The 16,729-nt window shown below is 57.7% G+C and carries 15 protein-coding genes; 4 read left to right on the top strand and 11 right to left on the bottom strand.

Going from position 1 to position 16,729, the window contains the following annotated elements; genetic code table 11:
- Positions 1-208: 208 nt before the first annotated feature.
- From LG198_RS09165 to argS, 4 genes are all read right to left on the bottom strand, one after another.
- Positions 209-1,003: an SDR family oxidoreductase gene (locus LG198_RS09165; protein WP_230342869.1), complete on the bottom strand. Its 795-nt coding sequence runs from the start codon at positions 1,001-1,003 to the stop codon at positions 209-211.
- A 23-nt stretch (positions 1,004-1,026) separates the two neighbouring features.
- A complete protein-coding gene (locus tag LG198_RS09160) occupies positions 1,027-1,662 on the bottom strand; it encodes a thiol:disulfide interchange protein DsbA/DsbL (protein WP_230342868.1) in 636 nt (211 codons plus the stop codon).
- Positions 1,663-1,724: 62 nt separating this feature from the next.
- Complete coding sequence (locus tag LG198_RS09155; RefSeq protein WP_230342867.1) at positions 1,725-2,330, bottom strand: SPOR domain-containing protein; 606 nt, start codon at positions 2,328-2,330, stop codon at positions 1,725-1,727.
- 121 nt (positions 2,331-2,451) lie between these two features.
- On the bottom strand, positions 2,452-4,110 hold the full coding sequence (gene argS, locus LG198_RS09150) for an arginine--tRNA ligase (RefSeq protein ID WP_230342866.1): 1,659 nt from the start codon (positions 4,108-4,110) through the stop codon (positions 2,452-2,454).
- A gap of 90 nt (positions 4,111-4,200) precedes the next feature.
- Here argS and LG198_RS09145 point away from each other — a divergent pair, with 90 nt between their 5' ends.
- Positions 4,201-6,417: a primosomal protein N' gene (locus LG198_RS09145; protein ID WP_230342865.1), complete on the top strand. Its 2,217-nt coding sequence runs from the start codon at positions 4,201-4,203 to the stop codon at positions 6,415-6,417.
- Between the two features lie 120 nt (positions 6,418-6,537).
- Here LG198_RS09145 and LG198_RS09140 read toward each other — a convergent pair whose 3' ends face one another.
- Positions 6,538-6,825 (bottom strand): DUF5666 domain-containing protein, encoded by a 288-nt coding sequence (locus tag LG198_RS09140; protein ID WP_230342864.1) that lies wholly within the window; start codon positions 6,823-6,825, stop codon positions 6,538-6,540.
- 255 nt (positions 6,826-7,080) lie between these two features.
- Between LG198_RS09140 and LG198_RS09135 the strand changes: the two genes are divergently transcribed.
- Positions 7,081-7,869 (top strand): SDR family NAD(P)-dependent oxidoreductase, encoded by a 789-nt coding sequence (locus tag LG198_RS09135; RefSeq protein WP_230342863.1) that lies wholly within the window; start codon positions 7,081-7,083, stop codon positions 7,867-7,869.
- Positions 7,870-7,925: 56 nt separating this feature from the next.
- Here LG198_RS09135 and LG198_RS09130 read toward each other — a convergent pair whose 3' ends face one another.
- The 6 genes from LG198_RS09130 to thiD all read right to left on the bottom strand — a co-directional run bounded on the left by LG198_RS09130 (position 7,926) and on the right by thiD (position 12,645).
- Positions 7,926-8,168: a hypothetical protein gene (locus LG198_RS09130; RefSeq protein WP_230342862.1), complete on the bottom strand. Its 243-nt coding sequence runs from the start codon at positions 8,166-8,168 to the stop codon at positions 7,926-7,928.
- A 19-nt stretch (positions 8,169-8,187) separates the two neighbouring features.
- Positions 8,188-8,664, bottom strand: a complete 477-nt coding sequence (lysM, locus tag LG198_RS09125) for a peptidoglycan-binding protein LysM (RefSeq protein ID WP_230342861.1) — start codon at positions 8,662-8,664, stop codon at positions 8,188-8,190.
- A 152-nt stretch (positions 8,665-8,816) separates the two neighbouring features.
- Positions 8,817-9,881 carry a uroporphyrinogen decarboxylase gene (gene hemE, locus LG198_RS09120; RefSeq protein WP_230342860.1) on the bottom strand — a complete coding sequence of 355 codons (1,065 nt, stop codon included), beginning with the start codon at positions 9,879-9,881 and terminating at the stop codon, positions 8,817-8,819.
- An 18-nt stretch (positions 9,882-9,899) separates the two neighbouring features.
- On the bottom strand, positions 9,900-11,180 hold the full coding sequence (hemL, locus tag LG198_RS09115) for a glutamate-1-semialdehyde 2,1-aminomutase (RefSeq protein WP_230342859.1): 1,281 nt from the start codon (positions 11,178-11,180) through the stop codon (positions 9,900-9,902).
- 9 nt (positions 11,181-11,189) lie between these two features.
- The gene (thiE, locus tag LG198_RS09110; RefSeq protein ID WP_230342858.1) at positions 11,190-11,819 is read right to left on the bottom strand and encodes a thiamine phosphate synthase; all 630 of its coding nucleotides are present in this window, start codon (positions 11,817-11,819) and stop codon (positions 11,190-11,192) included.
- Entirely contained in the window at positions 11,806-12,645 is an 840-nt protein-coding gene (gene thiD / locus LG198_RS09105) for a bifunctional hydroxymethylpyrimidine kinase/phosphomethylpyrimidine kinase (RefSeq protein WP_268866823.1), read from the bottom strand. Before thiD ends, thiE begins: the two co-directional genes overlap by 14 nt.
- 431 nt (positions 12,646-13,076) lie before the next feature.
- Between thiD and LG198_RS09100 the strand changes: the two genes are divergently transcribed.
- A complete protein-coding gene (locus LG198_RS09100) occupies positions 13,077-15,770 on the top strand; it encodes a cation-transporting P-type ATPase (RefSeq protein ID WP_230342857.1) in 2,694 nt (897 codons plus the stop codon).
- Between the two features lie 12 nt (positions 15,771-15,782).
- Positions 15,783-16,649, top strand: a complete 867-nt coding sequence (locus tag LG198_RS09095; protein WP_230342856.1) for a universal stress protein — start codon at positions 15,783-15,785, stop codon at positions 16,647-16,649.
- Positions 16,650-16,729 lie beyond the last annotated feature (80 nt).

Here is a 16,729-nt window from a genome sequence, read left to right as displayed (position 1 = left end):
CAGTGAGATCGCATTGCCTGGAAAGGGAGCAATAGAATATTATAATAATTCTTATTTACATCTTTGGGTGATAGTCAAGCAATGTTGGTGGTGCAAAACGAGATCAAGGAAGGCATGGCCGCATTGGAGTGCGATGCTGACATTACGCGGCTTCTAGTTTTTGCTTACCATAAAAGTCCTTGCCAGCTCATCAGCAGAGCTTTGAGCTTTATAGATTAATCCTTGGTTTATGCGGTGCATTTCGTGTAAGCCTATCCCACAGCCAGCGTGGAATGATGCGCAATATGCGGGCCACCCAGGCCATCTGCCAAGGAATGATGACGAAGCGTTTGCGTTGGGCGATGGCATCGGCGAACTTTGCCGCGGCAATATCGACGTCCATGAGGAACGGCATGCGGTAACCATTCACGTCGGTCATCGGGGTGCGGATGTAGCCGGGGGCGATGGTGGTGACGGCGATGCCGTGGTGCTGCATCTCGGTGCGCAGGCTTTCGAGATAAATGATAGCGGCAGACTTGGAAGCGCTGTAGGCGCCTGCGCCGGGCAGGCCGCGAATGCCTGCGACACTAGCAATGCCGACGAGTTGCCCTGCCAGTTTTGCATTGCGCATGGCGGCAATAAATGGCTGAAAGGTATGCACCAGGCCGAAGACGTTGATCTCGAATACGGTATGGAAAGCTTCAATATCTTCAGGCTCAGAAGTCAATGTGCCGCGGCTCACGCCAGCATTGGCGATGACGATATGCGGCACACCAGCGTCTTGGATAAATGTCTGGGCGCTGGTCTGCATGGCTTTGGCGTCACGCACATCCACCTGGTATGGCAGGCATTGCCCGGCAGGAAATTCCGCAACCAGTGCCTGTAAAGGCGCCAGCCTACGGGCAGTCACGCCAACGGTTGCGCCTTGCCTGAGGTAATGCCGGGCAACTGCCAGGCCGATGCCGCTGGAGGCGCCGGTAATAAAAACCCGCTGTTTGGCAGCGGGTTTGGATGCTTGCGGCATAGTGGAAGTGGCCAGGCTAGGAATTACTTGGCGCTGCCGCCTTTTTCCTTGCGGACATTCTCGATGATGTAGTCGGCGGTTTTCAGCACGGCCTGGTTGCCGCCTGCCATAGAACTGGAGGTGATGTAGCGGCCATCGATGATGAGGGCTGGCACACCGGTAGCGCCGGAGTCACGGAATGTGTTCATGGCCTTGACGATATTGTTATTGGTGGAGAACGAGTTGAACGCTTCTTCCACTTTCTTGCGGTCCTGCCCTCCTTTATTCGTGATCCAATCGATCAGTTGGGCTTCCACGGTCGGGTTGACGTTACGTGCCTTGTGGATCGCGTCGAACAACTGGGCGTGCAGCTTCTCGGTAAGGTTGAGGGCTTCCAGCGCGTAGAACGCCTTGCCGGCAGGCGCCCAGTCAGGACGGGGCACGCCGGGAACCCGCTTGAAGTAGACGTCCTGCGGCAGCTTCTTGACCCATGCGGTCAGACTGGATTCAAGGTGGTAGCAATGCGGGCAGCCATACCAGAAAATTTCCAGTACTTCGATCTTGGCCGGGTCGTCGGTCTTGATGGTTTTGGCCGTCTGGTTGAATTCGTTGCCCAGTTGCGGGTCCGCAATTGCGGTTGCAGATACCAACAGCATCAAGGCGGCAAGAAGCTTTTTCATATCACGTCCTTCAGTGGAGTTTAGGTTGTTAACGTCTGGCAAATTGTTCTGGATGACCTAGCTTACTGGCCAGGCGTATTTACCTTGATCAAATCCGCCTTGAAGCCGTTTTGCGCAAGATCAGACTTGGCGCTGTTGATTTGGTTCAGGTCGGTAAACGGGCCGACGCGTACGCGGTGCCACACGCCCTTGCCGGGGATGGTGGCTGTCTGCACAATGGCTTCCAGCCCCAGAAGCGCCAGGCTGGCTTTCATGTTGTCGGCTTCCTGCTCGGTCTGGAATGCGCCAACCTGCAGGAAGTAGCTTTCCTGGGTTTGGGCAGGCGCAGGGTCTGCTTCCTTCTGCTTGATTTCCTGCTCCGTTACCTGGCTTTCACTGCCCGGCAGAATGGTATAGAAATCGAAGCGTGGTTTTTCGCTGCCGGCATCATTCCCGGCTTTTTGCTCGGGCTCTGCCTTGGGCAATGCAATCTCACCCGGTTCCAGTTTGGGTTTGCCGGCCTTGTCGGAGAATGGGCTGTCGCTCTTCATGACGACAATGGCAACAGCCACTGAAATGCCTACTCCCAATAACAGGCCAACGAGCAGGCCGGTAAAAAATGGGCTGCCTTTGCTACTGCTGCTGGAGCCAGACGATTTACGCTGGGTAGGCTTGTAATCTCGACTCACAATAATATTCCTCTTCCTCTTTCAATTCATGTCCTGGCGGGTCTTGCATTGAGACTTAACCTAGGAACCTGACTCAGGTTGTTGAGATTCCCCGTTAGAAACCTAAAGTTTACATCTTCGCTTACATTTTTTCCGGTGCGCTGACGCCGAGCAGTGCCAGGCCGTTGCGCAGCACCTGGCGGGTAGCACTGACAAGCGCCAGGCGTGCCGCGGTGATCCTGGCATCATCGACCAGGAATTTATGGGCGTTGTAATAGCTGTGCAGGTCGCCTGCCAGGTCCTTGAGATAGGTCGCAATCATGTGCGGTGCCAGTTCCTGGGCGGCATGCGCAACCAGCTCGGGGAATTCGCCCAGGCGCTGCAGGAGGATGGCTTCATGTTCGGTATCAAGCGGGCTCAGGTCAGCCTGTTCCAGTGCGGCTGCATCGCCGCCCCACTCGTTCAATACGCTGCAGATGCGCGCATGGGCATACTGGATGTAGTACACCGGGTTGTCGTTGCTCTGGGCGCGGGCAAGGTCGATATCGAACACCAGCTGTGAGTCGGCGCGGCGCGCAGCCAGGAAGTAGCGGGTCGCATCGCAACCCACCTCCTCGATCAGGTCGCGCAGGGTCACGTAACTGCCCGCCCGCTTGGAAATCTTCACTTCCTCGCCGCCGCGCATCACCGTCACCATCTGGTGCAGCACATATTCCGGCCAGCCCTGCGGGATGCCGACATTCAAGGCCTGCAAGCCGGCACGCACGCGAGTGATGGTGCTGTGGTGGTCTGCGCCCTGCTCGTTGATCACGCGTTCGAAGCCGCGCTGCCATTTGTCCAGGTGGTAAGCCACATCGGGAACGAAGTAGGTGTACCCGCCCTCGCGCTTGCGCATGACGCGGTCCTTGTCATCGCCAAATTCCGTGGTGCGCAGCCACAGGGCGTCGTCCTGCTCATAAGTGTGGCCACTCTTGATGAGGTTCCCGACCGTGCTTTCCACCTTGCCGTCGTGGTACAGCGCGGATTCAAGAGAAAATACATCGAAATTGATCTTGAATGCCTTAAGGTCCAGATCCTGCTCATGGCGCAAATAGGCCACGGCAAACCGGCGAATCGCCTCGGCATCACCGGCATCGCCCTTGCCGGTGACTTCCTGGTCATCTGCCGTGACGGTCTCCTTTGCCATATAGGCGGCAGCGACATCGGCAATGTAATCGCCGCGATAACCCGCTTCCGGCCATGCGGCATGCTCGGGGGTAATGCCCTTACAATGGGATTGCACCGATATTGTCAGGTTGTCGATTTGCGCGCCGGCATCGTTGTAGTAGAACTCGCGCGTGACGGCCCAGCCGCTGGCGGCAAGCAAGCGCGCAAGACAGTCACCCACGGCAGCGCCGCGGCCATGGCCGACGTGCAATGGGCCGGTCGGGTTGGCGGAAACAAATTCCACTTGTACCTTGCGGGCCTGGCCTTGCTGGTTGTGGCCATAACGCTCGCCCTGGCGCTGGATTTCGCGCACCACGGCTTGCCTGGCTGCCGGACTGAGGAAGAAGTTGATGAAGCCCGCGCCGGCAATCTCGACCTTGGCGACATACTCGGAAGCAGGCAAAGCATTGATCAGGGACTCGGCGATAGCGCGCGGATTCTGGCGCAGCGGCTTGGCGAGCGTCATTGCCAGGTTGGTGGAAAAATCCCCATGGTCTGTATTCTTGGGGCGTTCAAGCTGGATGGCGGGAATGCCCGCATCGGCATTCAGGCTGTTTGCTGCGACGTGTAGTAATTCGGTAAGATGTGCTTTCAAGGCGAGCTACAAACGTGAATAAAAGCATTATTTTAACCTACTGCAAGCTTGCACTGATATGCAATTGTCGAACTTCGTCATGGGAATGCCATGACTGACCCGCGCCAGACGCCACACATGCAGATTCTCAAGGTGGCACTGGATGTTCCGCTGGATGGCGTATTCGATTACCGCAGCGATGTTCCCATCATGGTCGGGCAGCGCGTCGTGGTGCCTTTCGGCCCGCGCAGGCAGGTCGGCATTGTGGTGGATACCGCGACGGATAGTGATATTGCCCCGGCCAAGCTCAAGTTCATCCTGCAGCATTTCGACAACGAACCTGTGCTCGACAGCGAGTTCTTCTCATTGCTGAGGTTCTGCGCCGATTATTACCAATACCCTTACGGACAAGCCCTGCTTTCTGCCTTGCCGGCACGATTGCGCCAGACCGAGCCTGCCCAGGCCAGGCAGCAGTTCCGTTATTGGCTGAATCCGTCCGGCCTGGCAGCCGGGGTGGAGGCGATTCCTGCAAGGCAAGTGATCCAGCAGCGTATTTTCAGTGCCCTGGAAGCGCATGGCAGGTTGGGAGAGACGGAGCTGGCAGAACTCAGCCCAGGCTGGCGCAAAGGCCTGGCCGCCTTGCGCGACCACGGCTGGATCGACGAAGAGCAGGTGTACGCAGGCTTGCGATCGACTTTACATGCATCGAATGTGCAGCCGGAGCTGAACGGCGAGCAATCCCATGCCGTGCAGGCGGTGTTGGCACAACGCAGTGGCTTTAAGCCATGGCTGCTGCATGGCATTACCGGCAGCGGCAAGACCGAGGTCTATATCCGCCTGTTGCAGGCCGTGCTCGAAGACAATGACGATCAGGCGCTGGTATTGGTGCCCGAAATCAACCTGACGCCGCAACTGGAAGCGCGTTTCCGCAGCCGCCTGCCGCAATTTCCTTTGGTCACGCTGCACAGCAATCTTGGTGAAAGTGAGCGCTTGCAAAACTGGCGCCTGGCGCAAACCGGGGCGGCACGCATCGTCATCGGCACGCGCCTGTCGGTTTTCACTCCCCTGCCCAGGCTCAAGCTCATGATTGTGGATGAGGAGCACGATACTTCCTACAAGCAGCAGGACAGCATGCGCTACCATGCGCGCGATGTGGCCCTGGTGAGGGCGCAGCGCCGCAATATTCCGATTGTGCTGGGCTCTGCCACCCCGGCGCTGGAAACCTGGCATAACGCGCAAAGCGGACGCTATGGCCTGCTCAGCATGCAGCAGCGGGCGGTGAGCCAATCGCAACTGCCCCAAGTCCATTGTGTGGATGTGAACCGGGTGCAAATGCAGGAAGGCTTGTCGCCGCAACTGGTCAAGGCGCTGAAAACGCGCCTGGAGCGCGGCGAGCAAAGCCTGCTGTTCATCAACCGGCGCGGTTACTCGCCGGTCCTGTTATGTACTGCCTGCCAATGGATAGCGCCTTGCATGCGTTGCAGCAGCAGGCTGGTGGTGCATTTGCGCCAAGGTTGCTTGCGCTGCCACCATTGCGGGCATGAGCAGAAAATCGTCAGGCAGTGCCCGAGTTGCGGCAATCCCGACCTACACCCTACCGGACACGGCACCCAGCGCCTGGAGGAAACCCTGGCAAAACTGTTGCCGGAAGCACGGGTGTTGCGGGTGGACCGGGATAGCACGCGGCGCAAGAATGCCTTGGATGACATGCTTTCCGCAGTACATGCGGGCGAGGTGGATATTCTGGTTGGGACGCAAATGCTGGCCAAAGGCCACGATTTTCCCAATCTCACACTGGTCGGCGTGCTGGATACCGACAGTGCCTTGTTCAGCCCGGACTTCCGCGCGGCAGAGCGTCTGTTTGCCCAGCTTATGCAGGTTTCGGGCCGCGCCGGACGGGCCGAGAAGCCTGGAACGGTGCTGATACAGACTACCTTCCCGGAACATAGCTTGTTCAATGCCCTGCGCAGCCAGGATTACGCGGCCTATGCCACCGGCTTGCTGAACGAGCGCGAGATCACGCAGTTTCCACCTTACGAGTTCCTGGCCTTGGTCAAGGCAGAGGCAAACGATTACATGCCTGTGCAACGTTTTTTACAGTTTGCTGGTGATGTGGCGCGCGAGATGGGAGGTGAGGTACTGGTCTACGACCCGGTCAGGCCACAGATGGAGCGCCTGAAAGGCATGGAACGGGGGCAGCTTTTGTTCCAGGCACCCAGCAGGCAGGCATTGCAGGCGGTATTGCGGCAGCTGACACCGCAATTACGGGCTCATCCATTGAGCAGCAAGATACGCTGGGCGGTGGATGTAGACCCGCAGGAATTCTGAAAACAGATTGATGCTTGGCAAGGGCATGGGAGGCCCGAATGATATTCGGCGTCACAAGAGCCGTGAACAGCGCATCGAAAAAGGCCCGGCATGATATAAGCTGGGCCTAGCCTTAGATAATCAATTTCCGCACTTTTCCGGTTTGATAGTCTCGATCTCGCTTGCCACGCCTTTCTTGTGTTCCACCTCCACACAGGCACCGACTACCAATGGCCCTTGTTCAGGTTCGATATCGGTTTTTTCAGTCACTTCCACTTTTTGGCCGCTGATGGTCCAGATACCGAGGTTGCCGGTGGGGCGTTCGTCGATACGGCCGATGAACTCCTTGTCAGCCAGTACCGGGGTGCTGATGAGCAGTGTGCTGACGGTAATCAGGGATGCAGCGCTAAGTAGTTTGTGGATTTTCATGTTCCTGTTCCTTTCTTCATGCTTACTTATTGTGGACGAGAGCAAGCGTAGCAACCATGTTGACATCAACGTATCGGTGTTCTGCTGATCCTGATGTAGGAATCAACCTGGATGAACACCTGCTTTCACTGCTGCTTGAACCCATTGTGAGCCTGCTTGGGAGAACGATTCACCACTCATATTCGATTCCATGCACTTATCAAGCTAAGGCCGTGGGCGCATACTCTTTCCATTGACCTATCCACGGGAAATATCATGAAACTTGATCTGGAGAATAAATTAGCGCTGGTCACGGCATCCTCTGCCGGGATTGGATTGGAAATAGCGAAATCGCTGGCAAGAGAAGGCGCGCGCGTGATTGTCAATGGGCGAACCCAAGCCAGCGTAGACAAGGCAATCAAGCGCATCCAGCAAGATCATCCCCAGGCCAGGCTTGAAGGGCTGGCCGCGGACAACGGTACTCTGGAGGGAACCCAGGCAACGGTGCAGCAATTTCCCGATGTCGATATTCTGGTGAACAATCTTGGGGTCTATGAAGCGGTCGGCTTTTTCGATGAGACAGATGCAGCTTGGCAGCATCTGTTCGAAGTCAACATCATGAGCGGCGTGAGGCTGGCCCGGCACTACCTTGGCAAGATGCTTGAACGCCGGACCGGCAGGGTCGTGTTTATTTCCAGTGAGTCCGGTGTCACGCCTGCGCCGGAAATGGCCCATTACAGCGCGACCAAGACCATGCAGATCGGGATATCACGTTCCCTGGCAGAGTTGACCAAGCAAACAGCGGTGACCGTGAATGCCGTGTTGCCAGGCCCTACCAGGACCGAGGGAGTGGAAAAGTTTATCCAGGATATTTATCCTGGCTTGAGCCTGGAGGAAGCTGAAAAGAAATTCATCAGTGAAAACCGGCCAACCTCCTTGATAGGCAGGTTGATCGATCCGGCAGAAATCGGGGATGTGGTGACATTTATCTGCAGCGATCGGGCTGCCGTCATTAACGGCGCGACAATACGTGCAGAAGGCGGACTGATCCGGTCAGCTTTCTAGCCGGATGGGGTAAAAGCAATACCCGGGCAGGCGCCCGGGTATGCCTGACAAGCGGATTATTCGTTGTCGGTTTTTTCTTCAGCGGCTTCGCGAGCCTTGCTGATTGCATCTTCAGCGGCGTCTTTTGCCTCGTCAACGGCTTCTTCTGCCCTGTCGGCAGCGTGTTCCGCATGTTCCTGGGCCTCTTCTACCGCTTGTGCAGCAGCAGCTTCAACATCTTCTTCCTGTTTGTTGCTGCAGCCGCCCAACATGAGGCTGGCAAGAAAAATGGCAAGGACGGAAGTTGAAAGCAGTTTCATGGTAAATCTCCTGTTGGTGTTATTGAGGGATACGTAAAGTCTGGCCCGGGTAAATCTTGTCCGGATGGGTCAGCATGGGCTTATTGGCCTCGAATATCTTGGGATAGGCATTCGCATTGCCGTAATGTTCCTTGGCAATCTTGGATAATGTGTCGCCGCGAACCACGGTGTAGAACACGAAGGCTGTTTCTGCCGCTGTCACCTTGAGGTTGTCCACCACATCGCTGACACCATTGATGTTGCCACTACAGAGCAGGATCTTTTCCTTGATCTCCTGCGTGGCGGCAGTACCGCTCACCGTCACCTTGCCTGTGGCGCCGTCGAAGTCCACTTGCAGGCCGTCGGCATCCAGTTCCATTTTGTGAATGTAGTTGAGAATAGCCTTGCCTGCTTCGGCATTGGCAGCCGCTGCCGGATTCTCGGCTTTGGACTCAACAGCGGGATGGGTGCCGAACAGCTTTTCACCTGCATCCTTGATGAATGAAATCAAACCCATTTGCTTCTCTCCTTGTTGTTATGAAGTCGTGACAAATGAAACCTGCCTATGGTTCATCTTACAACGATATTGCCAGTGAGGGCAGGGGCAGAAAACCGCGATTGACAAAAAATGACAATCGCGGTGCTATGTCCTAGAGCCTGTTTACGCTCTTACAGGTGATACTTGCTGCTGATGGCATGCACGGCCTTGATCATGGCCTCAGCATTTTCCGGCGGCGTGAACTGGGTGATGCCGTGGCCGAGGTTGAATACATGGCCGCTGCCGATACCGTAATCGGCAAGGATGCGCGCCACTTCCTTTTCCACTGCTTCAGGCGTGGAAAGCAGGATGGCCGGGTCCATATTGCCTTGCAGGGCGACCTTGCTGCCCACGCGTTTGCGCGCTTCGCCGAGTGAAACCGTCCAGTCCAGCCCCAGCGCGTTGGCGCCGGTATCGGCCTGGGCTTCCAGCCAGAGCCCGCCGCCTTTGGTGAATACGATGCTGGGCACAGGGCGGTCTTCGTTTTCCTTTGTGAGGCCACTGACGATCTTCTTCATGTATTGCAATGAGAATTCCTGGTAGGCGTGGTGGGAAAGCGCCCCGCCCCATGAATCGAAAATCATTACTGCCTGCGCGCCTGCGGCAATCTGCGCATTCAGATAGGCGGTGACGGTTTGCGCGGTGATGTCGAGAATATGGTGCAGCAAGTCAGGACGTGCATATGCCATCTGCTTGATGGTGAGGAAATCCGTGCCGCCACGGCCTTCCACCATATAAGTTGCCAATGTCCAGGGACTGCCGGAGAAACCGATCAGGGGCACGCGGCCATCCAGCGCGCGGCGAATCTGGCTTACTGCATCGGTGACGTACTTGAGGTCGGTACCAATATCCGGGACAGCCAGCTTGAGGATGTCACTTTCCTCGCGCAGCGTGCGCTCGAACTTCGGCCCCTCGCCTTCCTCGAAATACAGTCCCAGCCCCATGGCATCGGGGATCGTGAGAATGTCCGAGAACAGGATGGCGGCATCAAGAGGATAGCGGTCCAGCGGCTGCAAGGTGACTTCAGTGGCAAAGTCCGGGCTCTGGCACAGGCTCATGAAGCTGCCGGCGTTCTTGCGGCTCTCGCGGTACTCGGGCAAATAACGTCCCGCCTGGCGCATCATCCATACCGGGGTATAAGGTGTGCGCTGGCGTTGCAGGGCGCGGAGAAAAATGTCGTTTTTCAATGAAGTCATTGTTAAATTGGTTCCTGATTAACGCAGGCTGGTAAAAACCTGGTGAGCTGCAGTGATAGTCTGGCTAATATCTGCTTCGCTATGCGCAATTGAGACGAAGCCCGCTTCAAAAGCAGACGGTGCAAGGTATACCCCCTCCTCCAGCATGGCATGGAAGAAGCGGTTGAATGCCTGCTTGTCCGACTGCATGACTTCGGCAAAGCTGGTGGGACATTCTGCACTGAAATAAATGCCGAACATGCCGCCCACGCTTTGCGCGCTGAAGGGGATGCCGGCATCACGTGCAGCTTGCGTCAGGCCGTCGGTAAGCTGGCGCGTCTGGGCGGAGAGTTCATCATGGAAACCGGGACGCTGCAATTGCCTAAGTGTGGCAAGCCCCGCCGCTACGGCAACAGGGTTGCCGGATAAAGTGCCCGCCTGGTATACCGGTCCCAATGGCGCGAGGAAAGCCATGACATCGGCACGGCCGCCAAAGGCGCCGACCGGCAGGCCGCCGCCAATCACCTTGCCTAGGGTGGTGAGGTCGGGCTTGATGTTGAATAGCTGCTGCGCGCCGCCCAGGGCTACGCGGAAGCCGGTCATCACTTCGTCAAAAATCAGCAATGTGCCGGACTGGGTACACAACGTGCGCAAGGCATTGAGGAATTCCGCCGTGGGCCTGACCAGGTTCATGTTGCCTGCGACCGGTTCGAGAATCACGCAGGCGATTTCATTGCCCAGTTCCGCGAATAATTGCTCAAGTGCCGGAACATCGTTGTAAGACAAGGTCAGTGTGTGTGCTGCGAGTTCGGGCGGAACGCCGGCGGAGCTGGGCTGGCCGAAAGTGAGCGCTCCCGAGCCGGCCTTGACCAGCAGGGAATCGGCATGGCCGTGGTAACATCCCTCGAACTTGAGAATCTTGCTGCGGCCGGTGAATCCGCGTGCCAGCCGGATCGCGCTCATGGTGGCTTCGGTGCCGGAGCTGACTAGTCGCACTTGTTCCATGCTGGGCACCAACTGGGTAAGCAGTTCGGCCATTTCCAGCTCAAGCGCGGTCGGCGCGCCAAAGGACAGGCTGTTGGCCGCCGTCTGCTGCACGGCAGCGATCACGTCAGGCTGGGCGTGGCCGAGGATCATCGGACCCCAGGAGCCGACGTAGTCAATGTATTCCTTGCCGTCCTCGTCCCAGAGCCTGGAGCCCAGGCCGCGCTTGAAGAACACCGGCGTGCCGCCTACCGAGCCGAAGGCGCGCACCGGCGAGTTGACGCCGCCTGGAATCAGGGATTGGGATTGCTCGAATAATTGCTGGTTTCTGCTCATGGCCTGGCTCTAACTGAAAAGTTGATTGAATTGGCTGGCTTGCGCCTTGATGTCTGGTGCCTGCCACAAAGCGCCGATGACGGCGATGGCATTGGCGCCTGCCGCGATGATGCTGGCTGCGTTCTCCAGAGTGATGCCGCCTATGGCAACGACGGGCAGCTTGAGTTCACGCGCGGCAGCGAACAGCGCCGGTTCTGCGCGTGCTGCACCGGGCTTGGTGGATGAAGGGAAGCAGGCGCCGAAGGCGACGTAATCCGCGCCCATGGTTGCTGCCTGCCGGGCAAGCGCAATGTTGTTGTAACACGAGGCGCCAATGATCTTGCTTGCGCCAAGTTGCGCGCGCGCGTCGGCAATGTCGCCATCGTCTATGCCCAGGTGCACGCCATCGGCATCCAGGCTGGCGGCGAGCTGCACGTCGTCATTGATGATGAGCGGCACTTGGTAACGGCGGCACAGCGCCAGCAGCGCGCTTGCCTGTTCGCGCGCCTGTTCGCCAGAAACGCGTTTGTTGCGGTATTGCATTATCCTGGCGCCGCCAACCAGGGCGGCTTCGCTATCGGCCAGCAATTTTTGCGTATCCGTCTCATCCGGGGTGATTGCGTACAACCCAGTGATAGCCGCCGGTTTATTCTGCGTCATCGGTTTCTTCACGCGCCCAGAACAAACGGTCGGGGATATATTGGCCCATGCCGGGTCGGAAGGCATGGCGTAACGAATGCCAGGTATATTCCTGTGCCTCGGCGATGGCTTCTTCCATCCCCAATCCATGGGCGAGACAGGCTGCAATGGCAGAGGCCAGAGTGCAGCCCGAGCCATGGTAACTGCCGGGCAGGCGTTCGCATGGATAGGAGCGCAGTAGTTTCTGCGAGCCGTAAAGGTTGTTGACAACTTGGGGCGAGCGCTCGTGGGTGCCGGTCACCAGGACGTATTCCGGGCCCAGCGCCAGCAGGCGCTCCACCACTTCATCCATGGAGGCGTTCTCGATATCGTCGGTGTCGTCGCCGGTAAATGCAAGGCGGCGTGCTTCCAGGCTATTGGGCGTGATCAGGGTGGATTGCGGGAACAGCAGGTCTATCATCGCCTCCTGCATGGCTTCATTGGCAAGTTCGTCGCCCCGCCCCGAAGACAGGATCGGGTCTATCAATAACGGCACATCGGGATAATCTGCGACGATTTCGGCAATCACTGCAATGTTTTCCACGCTGCCCAGCATGCCGAGCTTGAATGCGGAAATCTGCATGTCTTCAAGGATAGTGCGTGCCTGCTCATTGATGAGGTCGGCATCGAGCGGCACTACGTTCTCCACACCCACCGTATCTTGCACGGTAATCGCCGTGACGACCGACAACGGGTGGCAGCCGATGCTGGCCAATGCCAGTAAGTCTGCCTGCAGGCCTGCGCCGCTGCTCGGGTCGGTGGCGGCAAAGGTGAGTACGCAGGGGGGCATGAGGTTGATTGTTTCCATGGCGGATCCTGTCAATGGATAAGAGTGGACTTGAGCCAGGCAATAGCATGGTCAGGCACCATACTATTCCAATGTCGTTCAAGAGGACTATTTTAGCCTATTCATTCCCGAAAAGAGAGGGTGAGGCATGGAGATGCCGATGCAGTTGCGTTTGCTGTGCAGATTCCAGGGATTGAGGAACATAGCTCAGGCTTCATGGTCAGGTTGTCAATACTGCTTTAATTTATTATTAAGAGCAGCTAACGAAACTCAGTGAACGGCCCTGGCTGGGCGGCCTTGCCGCAGGCATTACAACTGGTACGACAAGGCAGAGCAACACCACCAGGAAAGTTTTGTTAGTAGCCATAAGCCATATTTTGATTATGGTTTTGCCTGAATAAGCAAAAGCCTTGTTAGAATAAAAAACATCCACCATTGAAAGGCCATTGCCAATGCCGCCGCAATCCAGCCAGAATGATGAAGTTGTCATGCCGCCATGGCATGCGCTCAAGACCAGTGAAGTCCTCGAGCGTATGCAATCCAGTCCCGAGGGTTTGAGTACCGAGGAAGCCGAGAAGCGCCTGCAGGAGCATGGGCGCAACGAATTGCCCGCGCCGCGCAGGCAGCACCCCGTGATGCGCTTCTTGTCGCAGTTCAACAATGCCCTGATCTATTTCATGATGTCCGCGGCGGTGATTGCGTTCTTCCTCGATCATGCCGTGGACTCGGCGGTGATTTTTGCCGTAGTGCTGATCAACGCGATTGTGGGCTACATCCAGGAAGGCAAGGCTGAGCAGGCGTTGGATGCGATACGCAATATGATGGTGCCGCACGTCACGGTGCTGCGAGACGGCCACCGCAAGCACCTGGATATCGGGGAGTTGGTGCCGGGCGATGTGGTCGTGCTGGAAGCCGGCGACAGCGTGCCTGCCGATGTGCGGCTGCTCAAGGCCAAGCAGCTTTCCAGCGAAGAGGCTATCCTGACCGGGGAATCCGTTCCTAGCCAGAAGCAGGAACAGGAAGTGGAGGAAGGCGCTGATCTCGGGGACAGGCATTCCATGCTGTATTCCGGGACCATCGTCGCGGCCGGCCAGGCGCGCGCCGTGGTAGTGGAAACCGGCAGCGCCACCGAGATAGGCCGGATCAGCAGCATGATTTCCAAGGTGGAAATGCTGGAAACCCCGCTCCTGCAGCAAATCAATCATTTCGGGCGCTGGTTTACCTGGTTTGCGCTCAGCCTGGCGCTGGCGCTGCTGGCGTTTGCCAAGTTGGTGCAGAACTACAGCTGGATCGATGGCTTCATGGTAGTGGTGGCGATCTCGGTCGGCCTGGTGCCGGAAGGCCTGCCCGCCGTGATCACTATTACGCTTGCCATCGGCGTGCAGCGCATGGCCAAGCGCAATGCCATCATCCGCCGCCTGCCCGCGGTGGAAACCCTGGGGGCGACTTCGGTCATCTGTTCCGACAAGACCGGTACCCTTACCCGTAACGAAATGACGGTGCGGCGCCTGGTGGCAGGCAAGGCGCATTACCTGGTGGAAGGCACCGGCTATATACCCGAGGGCGAGATCAAGCCGCAGGATGGCGCGCCGGAAGATGAATGGAATGAGTTGGTGCGCGCGGGTCTGCTCTGCAATGATGCCAAGCTCAAGGAGGAGTCCGGTCACTGGCAGGTGTTGGGCGACCCCATGGAAGGCGCGCTGGTGGCATTGGCCGTGAAAGCCGGACTAGATACGCAGCAAGAGCGCGACGCCTGGAAGCGCGTGGATGAAATACCGTTCGACAGCAAGCACAAGTTCATGGCGACGCTGCATCATCACCAGGAACACGGCAGCTGGATTTTCATCAAGGGCGCGCCCGAAAGCGTGCTGGAAAGGTGCCAGCAGCCGGATCATGATTACTGGGCCGATTGCATCAGCGAAGCGGCCGGCCATGGCGAGCGCGTGCTGGGCTTTGCCGCCATGCGTTGTGAGGATGGCAAGCAGCAACTTGAGCTCAAGGATGTGGAAAGCGGCTTGGAATTTCTCGGCGTCATGGGCTTCATCGACCCTCCGCGTGATGAGGTGCTGGATGCCATTGCCAGCTGCCGTTCGGCCGGGGTCAAGGTCAAGATGATTACGGGCGACCATGCCGCCACTGCCCAGGCGATTGCCAAGCAGCTTCATCTTGCAGACGAGCCAGGCGTGATGACCGGGGCAGAGCTGGACAAGGTGCCGGATAATGAATTGAACGCGGTATTGGCAAAAACCAGCGTGTTTGCCCGCACGACGCCTGAGCACAAGCTGCGCATCGTCAAGGCGCTGCAGGCACAGGGCGAAGTGGTGGCGATGACGGGCGATGGCGTCAACGACGCACCCTCGCTAAAACAAGCGGATGTCGGCATCGCCATGGGCAAGAAAGGCACCGAGGCCGCCAAGCAGGCCTCGGAAATGGTGCTGGCTGACGACAACTTTGCCACCATCGTCTCGGCGGTGCATGCCGGGCGCACCGTATATGACAATGTGCGCAAGGTGATTGCATGGACCTTGCCCACCAACGGCGGCGAGGCCCTGGCGGTGGTGATTGCGCTCCTGCTGGGTATGTCATTGCCGATGACGCCGGCACAGATTCTCTGGATCAACATGGTGTTGACCGTGACCCTGGGCCTGGTGCTCGCGTTCGAGCCGTCGGAGCCCGATGTCATGGAACGCCCGCCGCGTTCAAGAAACTCTGCCCTGCTTTCTCCTTTCCTGCTCTGGCGCGTGGGGTTTGTCTCGGTATTGTTCACGATCGGTGTGTTTGTTATTTTTGAATACGCCATGCGGCGCGACCTGGGCGAGGAAGTGGCACGCACCATGGTGGTCAATACGCTGGTGGTGCTGGAAATCTTCTACCTGTTCAACGTGCGCTACATCAACGCACGCTCATTCAGCTGGCGCGGGCTGATCGGCACGCCGATTCTTTTGATTGCGCTTGCCGTGGTGATTGTCGCGCAACTGGCTTTCACCTATGCTCCACCCCTGCATGCGCTATTTTCCTCTGCGCCGGTTGACTGGACCGATGGCCTCGTGATCATATTGATCGGCATCGTCTTCATGCTGGTGCTGGAACTGGAAAAAGCACTGATACGCAAGCGCTTCAAAACCAATGTGCTGGCTGAATCATAGAAAGGAAACCTGGTGACCACCAACTTCGAGACAAAAAAACCGCGCCAGTTGTTATTAGCTACCGATCTTGGCGCACGTTGCGACCGCGCGCTGGACCGGGCGGTGCAGCTCTCCCGCGAGTGGCAGGCGCCCTTGACCCTGGTGCATGCATTCGAGCAGCCGCAGCCGGTTCTGGATGAGCCCAGCTGGCGCCAGCCGCAGGATGCCGCGCTTGCAGTACAGGCAGAGTTGGAAGAAGAGCTAGGCGTGACGGCGTTGCCGGGCATCAGCGCGCGCGTGGTGCGCGGCAAGCCTGGCGAAGTGGTATTGCAGGTGGCTGAAGAAATACAGGCTGAACTTATCCTGACCGGCGTCAAGCGCGACGGCGCCTTTGAGAAAGCCCTGCTTGGCGATACGGTCACCGAACTGGCGCGCCAAGCCAAGGTGCCGGTGTTGGTGGTGAAGAAACGTTTGCGCCAGCCCTACCGCAAGATCGTGGTCGCTACCGACCTCTCAGAGCTTTCGCGCGTGGCGCTTGCCCGTGCCGTCGATCTGTTCGGGCCGAAAAATCTAGTGGTGTTCCATGCTGCCTTCGCCCATTTTGCCAGCCGCATGGATGACAGGGTGGCGTACGAGAGCGAACTGCGCGGTGATGCCATCCAGAACTGCCAGGACTTCATCCGCGATGTGGCTGGCGAGGATGCGGCTACCAGCATAGAGGTGGTGGTGGAATATGGCGAGCCGGACTTGCTGCTGGAAAAGTATGTCCAGGACAAAAGGATTGACCTTGTGGTAGTAGCGACCCGTGGTCGCAGCGGCCTCTTGGGTGTGTTGCTGGGCAGCGTGGCCATGCGCATACTGGATACAGTGCCTTGCGATGTGCTGATTGCGCGGAGCTGATATTTAGAGTGGCTAACAAAACTCTCTTGGTGGTGTTTCTCCTTTGTCATACCCCCCTTGTAATACCTTCGGCAAAACGG

It is taken from the genome of Methylobacillus arboreus (assembly GCF_020532725.1).
GTDB classification, from domain to species: Bacteria; Pseudomonadota; Gammaproteobacteria; order Burkholderiales; family Methylophilaceae; genus Methylobacillus; species Methylobacillus arboreus.
The sequence above is the reverse complement of the archived record's forward strand: the minus strand, read 5'-3'. Positions and strand labels throughout refer to the sequence as shown.